We start from the raw sequence: 6,825 nt of genomic DNA, 5'->3' as shown, positions 1-6,825 counted from the left end.
ACCCATGTGCGGACAGATTCGGGACGGGTTTTTCGGAATGCTCCGTTTTCGTGCGGCCGCCGCCGTGGACAATATGGGCATGAGCCAGCAGGGGGAGAGGCCCACCGGCGACGACTGGTGGAACCGGCTGTACGACGAGTCCGCCCCGGACACGGGACCGGGACAGGGGGTGGGCGACACCCTCGACGACCGCTTCGACTCCGCGGTGGACACGGTGGGTGTGGCGCCTTCCGAGGCGGCGCCCGAGCACCGCCCCCGCGCCTGGTGGGACCCGTCCCCCCAGCAGGGCGGGGCGCCGTGGGAGGCTCCCGCGGCCCCGCCTCGCCCGCAGCGCGCTCCCGCACCACCCCGTCCCCGTACGCCACCGTCCACGGCCGTGGCGCGACCGGAGCCGGCCGCGCCCGCCGCGGCCGGCCCGCCGGATGCCACCCCGCCGGATGCCGCCGTGCCCCGGCAGCCGGATGTGCCCGCACGGGATGCGCCCGCACCGGATGTGCCCGCACCGGATGTGCCGCCCCGGCCCGCGGCGCTCCCGCGCCCGCGCACCGGGCACATCGGGGACCGGCCGCCCACCTACGACGCCGAGCCCACCGCGCTGCCCGCCGCACGCCCGCAGCAGCTGGACGAGCTCGTCGCCGACACCGTGCTGGACGGCGCGCGGTACGGGACGTACACCCTGCGGGCCGCGTCCGTGCGCGGCGACTCCGCCCGCTTCCGGGGCGAGCCCCGGCGTGACGCGCTGCTGACCGCGCGCTTCGGCGCGGGCGAGGGCGCCCTGGTGCTGGTGGCCGTGGCCACCGGCGCACGCGCCACCGAAGGAGCGCATCTCGCCGCGGCCGAGGCCTGTCGCTGGATCGGCGGAGCCGTGGGCCGCAGCCACGCCCGGCTCGCCGACGACATCAGGTCGGGCCGCCGGGGCGACCTCAAGTCCGGGCTGCACCGGCTCACCGACCGTTCCTTCGGCAGGCTCCGTGCCCGCGCCGCCGAACTCGGCCTGCCCCCCGAGGAGTACACGGCGAACCTGAGGTGCCTGCTGCTCTCCGCCGACCCCGCGTGCCGCACCCGGGTGTTCTTCGGCATCGGCGGCGGCGGGCTCTTCCGGCTCCGCGACGGCGGCTGGCAGGATCTCGAACCCGTCGTGCCCGAGCCCTCGGCCGTCACCGGCGAGCCGGTCGTCGGCTACGGCTCCCCGGCTCCGGAGGAGACCGGGGACGACCGGCTCACGATGGACCTGGGCATCGCCACACCTCCGTCCCCGTACGTCGAAGCCCCCGTCCCGCCGCCGGCCGAGCCCTTCCGCTTCCGCGCCTCGGTGGCCCGCCCCGGCGACACTCTCCTCCTGTGCAGCACCGGCCTCGCCGAACCGCTGCGCTGCGAGCCGGCCCTCGCCGGGGAACTCGCGCAGCGCTGGGCCGCGGCCGAGCCGCCGGGCCTCGCCGCCTATCTCGCCGACACCCAGCTCAGGGTGAAGGGCTACGCCGACGACCGTACGGCGTGCGCCGTCTGGGAGGCGTAACACGAGAGGCGTCACCCACCTGGTCATGGATAGATGGACCCATGGCCAAGCAGAACGTCGCAGAACAGTTCGTCGACATCCTCGTCCGCGCGGGCGTGCAGCGGCTGTACGGAGTCGTGGGCGACAGTCTCAACCCCGTGGTCGACGCCATCCGCCGCAACAGCGCCATCGAGTGGATCCAGGTACGCCACGAAGAGACCGGCGCCTTCGCGGCTGGCGCCGAAGCGCAGATCACCGGCAGGCTCGCCGCCTGCGCCGGCTCGTGCGGCCCCGGCAACCTGCACCTCATCAACGGCCTCTACGACGCCCACCGCTCGATGGCGCCCGTGCTCGCCCTCGCCTCCCACATCCCGTCCTCCGAAATCGGCCTCGGATACTTCCAGGAGACCCACCCCGACCAGCTGTTCCGCGAATGCAGCCACTACAGCGAGCTGATCTCCAGCCCGAAGCAGATGCCGAGGCTGCTCCAGACCGCGATCCAGCACGCCATCGGCCGCAGCGGGGTCAGCGTCGTCTCGCTCCCCGGGGACATCGCCGCCCAGCAGGCCCCCGAGAAGTCCATCGAGCACGCCCTGGTGACGACCCGCCCGACGGTCCGCCCCGGTGACACGGAGGTCGACGCCCTCGCCCGCATGATCGACGACGCGGACCGCGTCACGCTCTTCTGCGGCAGCGGGACGGCCGGCGCCCATCACGAGGTCATGCAGTTCGCGGAGCGCATCAAGTCACCCGTCGGCCATGCGCTCCGCGGCAAGGAGTGGATCCAGTACCAGAATCCCTACGACGTCGGTATGAGCGGACTGCTCGGCTACGGAGCCGCGTACGAGGCCACCCACGAGTGCGATCTGCTGATCCTGCTCGGCACGGACTTCCCGTACAACGCCTTCCTCCCCGACGACGTCAAGATCGCCCAGGTCGATGTCCGGCCCGAGCACCTCGGCCGCCGCTCCAAGCTGGACCTGGCCGTGTGGGGCGACGTACGCGAGACACTGCGCTGTCTCACCCCGCGGGTGCGGATCAAGAACGACCGGCGCTTCCTCGACAAGATGCTGAAGAAGCACGCCGAGGCGCTCGAGGGCGTCATCAAGGCGTACACCCGCAAGGTGGAGAAGCACATCCCGATCCACCCCGAGTACGTCGCCTCCGTCCTCGACGAACTCGCCGACGAAGACGCCGTCTTCACCGTCGACACGGGCATGTGCAACGTATGGGCGGCCCGCTATCTCACGCCCAACGGACGGCGCCGCGTCATCGGTTCCTTCAGCCACGGCTCGATGGCGAACGCGCTGCCGCAGGCCATCGGTGCGCAGTTCACCGACCGCGGCAGACAGGTCGTGTCGATGTCGGGCGACGGCGGATTCTCCATGCTGATGGGCGACTTCCTCACTCTCGTCCAGTACGACCTGCCGGTGAAGGTCGTCCTCTTCAACAACTCCTCGCTGGGGATGGTCGAGCTGGAGATGCTGGTCTCCGGACTGCCGTCGTACGGCACCACGAACCGCAACCCGGACTTCTCGGCGATCGCGCGGGCGGCAGGTGCGTACGCCGTGCGCGTGGAGAAGCCGAAGCAGCTCGCGGGCGCCCTGAAGGACGCCTTCCAGCACCGGGGCCCGGCCCTGGTCGATGTGGTCACGGACCCGAACGCGCTGTCCATCCCGCCGAGGATCAGCGCCGAGATGGTGACGGGCTTCGCGCTCTCCGCCAGCAAGATCGTGCTGGACGGCGGGGTGGGCCGCATGGTCCAGATGGCCCGCTCGAACCTGCGGAACGTGCCACGGCCCTGAGAGGCGCAGAGTGCCGTGCCGATGACGCGGCGTGAACCGGCATGCGTGGCGGCACCGGGGCGGGGCATGCATGTCGTGGGCGCTCGTGTGAGTGCCGTTTCGAAGAGGAGAGGACCGTTCCGACGTGCGGTGGGGGATGATGACGAGACGTCAGGGAAGGTCCGGGCCTGCGCAGCTGCGGCGCAGTCTGGGGCGCGCGGATCTCAGGGCCGTACCGGAAGTGCGGCGGGCCCTGCGTGACTTATTGGGGCACTGGGGCGAGCCGGGCTCGGCCGAGGTGGCGGAGCTGCTGACCAGTGAGCTGGTGACCAACGCACTGATCCACACGGACGACGGCGCGGTCGTGACGGCCACCGTCGCGCCCGCCAGGCTCCGGGTCGAGGTACGGGACTTCACGAGCGGCCCGACCGAGCCGCACGCGAGATCCGCCTCCGACGACAGCACGCACGGCAGAGGGCTCGTCCTGGTGCAGAGCCTCGCGGATGCGTGGGGAGTGCGGGCGCACGAACTGGGCAAGGTGGTCTGGTTCGAACTGGCCGGCGGGCGGACCTGATCCAGGGATCGCGCCCGCCCGCCGTACCGGCTCGTCGGCCGCCGCTTCAGCCGAACTGCTGCTCAAGATGCTTGAGCTTCTGCTCGAGGGAGTCCAGGCGCGGGAGCGCCTGCGTGTCGTCCTCCGCGGTGAGGTCGACGGTGATGGGCTCAGTACCCTTCACGGCCTGAAGGGAGGGCCGGGAGCGCAGTGGCAGCTGTCCCGGCTCGGCTATGGCAGGCTCCGCGACCGGCCCGACGGCCGGCGCGGAGCCCGCCGAACCACTCAGGGTGGTGACATCGACCTGGCGCCCGCCGCCGCGAACGCGGCCCCACGCCCGGTGCTGCCGGTTCAGTGCCCGCAGGTGCGCCCGGTCCAGCTTCTCCTGGTCGCGCCTGCGCATCCGGGTCTGTTCCTTCTGCCGTCGGTCCTCGCGGACCTCGTCGACCGCCTCGTCCAGCGTGCGTACGCCTTCGAGCAGCATCAGCGACCAGGCGCCGAAGGTCTCGCGGGGCGCCCGCAGCCACCGTACGACGCGGATCTGCGGCAGCGGGCGCGGCACCAGGCCCTGGTCGCGCAGCGCGGCCCTGCGGGTCTGCTTCAGCGCACGGTCGAAGAGCACCGCGGCCGACAGCGACATGCCCGCGAAGAACTGCGGGGCGCCCGCGTGATCCAGACCGCGCGGCGCGTGGACCCAGTTGAACCAGGCGGCCGCACCCGCGAACGTCCACACCAGCAGCCGGGAGCCGAGGGCGGCGTCGCCGTGGCTCGCCTCGCGCACGGCGAGTACCGAGCAGAACATGGCTGCGCCGTCGAGGCCGAACGGGACCAGGTACTCCCAGCCGCCGGAGAGATTCAGGTTCTGCCGGCCGAAGCCGACCAGACCGTGGAACGAGAGTGCCGCGGCGACCGCCGCACAGCAGAAGAGAAGCAGATAGGAGGCGGTTCCGTAGACCGCCTCTTTGCGTCGGCGGCGCTCCTCGCTGCGTTCCCAGGAGTCGTCGGCCGCGGAACCGTCACCGGCGCGCTTGCTGCGCGCGAGCACCGCCACCGCCGCCACGACCCCCGCGAGCAACACGCCAGCCGGGAGCAGCCAGTCCAGCGATATCTCGGTCAGTCTCATGCGGTGTCCCTTGCATCTGCATCGCGGTAGGCGTTTTCGGGCGCCATATTGGCCGAAGTCACGGGGCGGTCAGAGGGTTTCGGGGCAAGAGAACGCCAAGTGAGCGTCAGGGCATACGAATAGGTGCGTTCTTCTCGAACGCACCTCGGGGGGTAGGGATTTGAGTTCGATTTATGCCACCTGGATGAGTGGCGTGCTGTGGAGCGGCCGCTGTCAGCCCTCCGTGGCGCTGAGCCTCCGGACGCGGTCGGCGTCGCACGTGCGAGGGCAGGTGACGCAGGTGTCCTCGGGGCGCAGCGTGTAGAAGAGGCAGCAGCTCGCCCGGTCGCGGGTCGGCAGCGGCTCGCCGCCCGGACCGGTCAGCTCACGGAAACCGGCCGTGCCGACGTACGGCTTGGTGGTGCCGGGCAGCAGTGCCTCCAGCTCCGCCATCGCGCGCCGCTCCTCGCCGAGCAGATGCGCGACGTACCAGAGCCCCTCGACGATCTCGTCGGTGGCCATGCCCCACAGGGCCCGCTTGCCGCGCCGCATCCGAGGCCCGAATCCGTCGAGCACGGGTCCGATGTGCTCGGCGACGGCGTCCCGCACCTCCGCGAGCAGCGCCTCCTCGTCCGGGACGATCCGGGCGCCGGGCAGCGCCGCGGCCGGGTCGCCGGGAAGGCAGGCGAAGTCACGCACCCGCACGGTCATCCGGCCGAGGGCCCGGTGGACGGACACGTTCGCGACGGGTACCCGGGGCACCCGGCGGTCCAGGAACCAGGGGACCGTGATCAGCAGACAGGCCGGCCAGGCGTACCGGTGGAGTCCGAAGCTGGCGACGACGTCGGGGCGGGCCTGCTGTCCGTAGTCACGCAGCACCTGTGCGTTGTCCCAGGCCAGGAAGGCGTCGAGGGCGGGACCGCCCGCCGCGAGGTCCGCCGCCGCGACCCAGCCGGCCCCGCGAGGGGCCCGCTCGCCGTCGGCCGGCTCCTGGACGCGCAAGCCGGGAAACGCCGCTGTCAGGCGCGTGTACGCGTCCGTGAGGGGCGAGGAGGCGGCAGGCCGCGAGCTGGGGAGGACGGCGGGGACGGTCATGCAGGGACCACCGAATCGCGATCGTTAGCAGGTTAGCCTTACCTTACCCGAAGCGATCGGTGTTTGAACTCCGCCCTCGTCCGCCTATCGTGCACAGGGGACCTGCGCCAGGCGAGCCGGGTCCTGTACGAAGCCGGAGGAGGACCCGGGTGGAGCAGGGCAGAGCGCGCGCGAGCGCCGCGGCACGTCCCCACGCGTCCGCCTCCGTCCCCATGCGGGTTCTCGGCGAGCAGGTCCCGGGCGGGATCCCCGGCCAGGTCCGCGGCGAGCAGGCGCGCGGTGAGCAGCTTCAGGGCGGACAGTCGGGGGCCGAGCAGGCGCGCGGTGAGCAGGGTCAGGGCGGACAGGTTGGGGCCGAGCAGGTCCGCGGTGAGCAGGGTCAGGGCGGACAGGTTGGGGCCGAGCAGGTCCGCGGTGAGCACACGCACAGCGAGCCACCCGCACCCGGCACCGTCGTGCGCCGCCATTCCGTACGCGGCCAGATCCTTCAGGCCCTGCGAGCCGCCCTCGTCAGCGGTGAACTGCGCCCCGGCGAGGTCTACTCCGCGCCCGCCCTCGGGATGCGCTTCGGCGTCTCCGCCACTCCCGTGCGCGAGGCGATGCAGCAGCTCGCCCTCGAAGGCGCGGTCGAGACCGTCCCGAACCGCGGCTTCCGCGTCACCCGGCGCAGCGCCCGCGAGCTCGCCGAGCTGGCCGAGGTCCGTGCACTCCTCGAGGTCCCGGTCATGCTCCGCCTCGCCCGCACCGTCCCGGCCGCCCGCTGGGCGGAGCTGTGGCCCCTCGCCGAGGCGACCGC

Annotated in this window: 6 protein-coding genes; 4 read left to right on the top strand and 2 right to left on the bottom strand. The window is 72.3% G+C overall.

Annotation, left to right across the window (positions count from 1 at the left end; genetic code table 11):
- Positions 1 to 79: 79 nt before the first annotated feature.
- From ACWGI8_RS36290 to ACWGI8_RS36280, 3 genes are all read left to right on the top strand, one after another.
- Positions 80 to 1,516, top strand: coding sequence for a protein phosphatase 2C domain-containing protein (locus ACWGI8_RS36290; protein ID WP_453667636.1), 1,437 nt, complete (start codon positions 80 to 82; stop codon positions 1,514 to 1,516).
- Between the two features lie 41 nt (positions 1,517 to 1,557).
- Positions 1,558 to 3,300, top strand: coding sequence for a pyruvate dehydrogenase (locus ACWGI8_RS36285; RefSeq protein ID WP_453667634.1), 1,743 nt, complete (start codon positions 1,558 to 1,560; stop codon positions 3,298 to 3,300).
- Positions 3,301 to 3,436: 136 nt separating this feature from the next.
- A complete protein-coding gene (locus ACWGI8_RS36280) occupies positions 3,437 to 3,853 on the top strand; it encodes an ATP-binding protein (protein WP_453667632.1) in 417 nt (138 codons plus the stop codon).
- A 46-nt stretch (positions 3,854 to 3,899) separates the two neighbouring features.
- Here the strand turns inward: ACWGI8_RS36280 and ACWGI8_RS36275 are convergent, their stop codons facing one another.
- Both ACWGI8_RS36275 and ACWGI8_RS36270 read right to left on the bottom strand, forming a co-directional pair.
- Positions 3,900 to 4,955 (bottom strand): DUF2637 domain-containing protein, encoded by a 1,056-nt coding sequence (locus ACWGI8_RS36275; RefSeq protein ID WP_453667631.1) that lies wholly within the window; start codon positions 4,953 to 4,955, stop codon positions 3,900 to 3,902.
- Between the two features lie 213 nt (positions 4,956 to 5,168).
- Entirely contained in the window at positions 5,169 to 6,029 is an 861-nt protein-coding gene (locus ACWGI8_RS36270) for a (2Fe-2S)-binding protein (RefSeq protein ID WP_453667630.1), read from the bottom strand.
- Between the two features lie 149 nt (positions 6,030 to 6,178).
- Between ACWGI8_RS36270 and ACWGI8_RS36265 the strand changes: the two genes are divergently transcribed.
- Positions 6,179 to 6,825, top strand: a 647-nt coding sequence (locus tag ACWGI8_RS36265; RefSeq protein ID WP_453667628.1) for a GntR family transcriptional regulator, incomplete at its 3' end; no start/stop codon positions are given.

It is taken from the genome of Streptomyces sp. NPDC054841, assembly GCF_053611045.1.
The sequence above is the reverse complement of the archived record's forward strand: the minus strand, read 5'-3'. Positions and strand labels throughout refer to the sequence as shown.

Bases quoted from the DNA above. Each gene is read 5' to 3' on its own strand.
- ACWGI8_RS36290 (WP_453667636.1), top strand. From the start codon at position 80: ATGAGCCAGCAGGGGGAGAGGCCCACCGGCGACGACTGGTGGAACCGG.
- ACWGI8_RS36285 (WP_453667634.1), top strand. From the start codon at position 1,558: ATGGCCAAGCAGAACGTCGCAGAACAGTTCGTCGACATCCTCGTCCGC.
- ACWGI8_RS36280 (WP_453667632.1), top strand. From the start codon at position 3,437: ATGATGACGAGACGTCAGGGAAGGTCCGGGCCTGCGCAGCTGCGGCGC.
- ACWGI8_RS36275 (WP_453667631.1), bottom strand. From the start codon at position 4,955: ATGAGACTGACCGAGATATCGCTGGACTGGCTGCTCCCGGCTGGCGTG.
- ACWGI8_RS36270 (WP_453667630.1), bottom strand. From the start codon at position 6,029: ATGACCGTCCCCGCCGTCCTCCCCAGCTCGCGGCCTGCCGCCTCCTCG.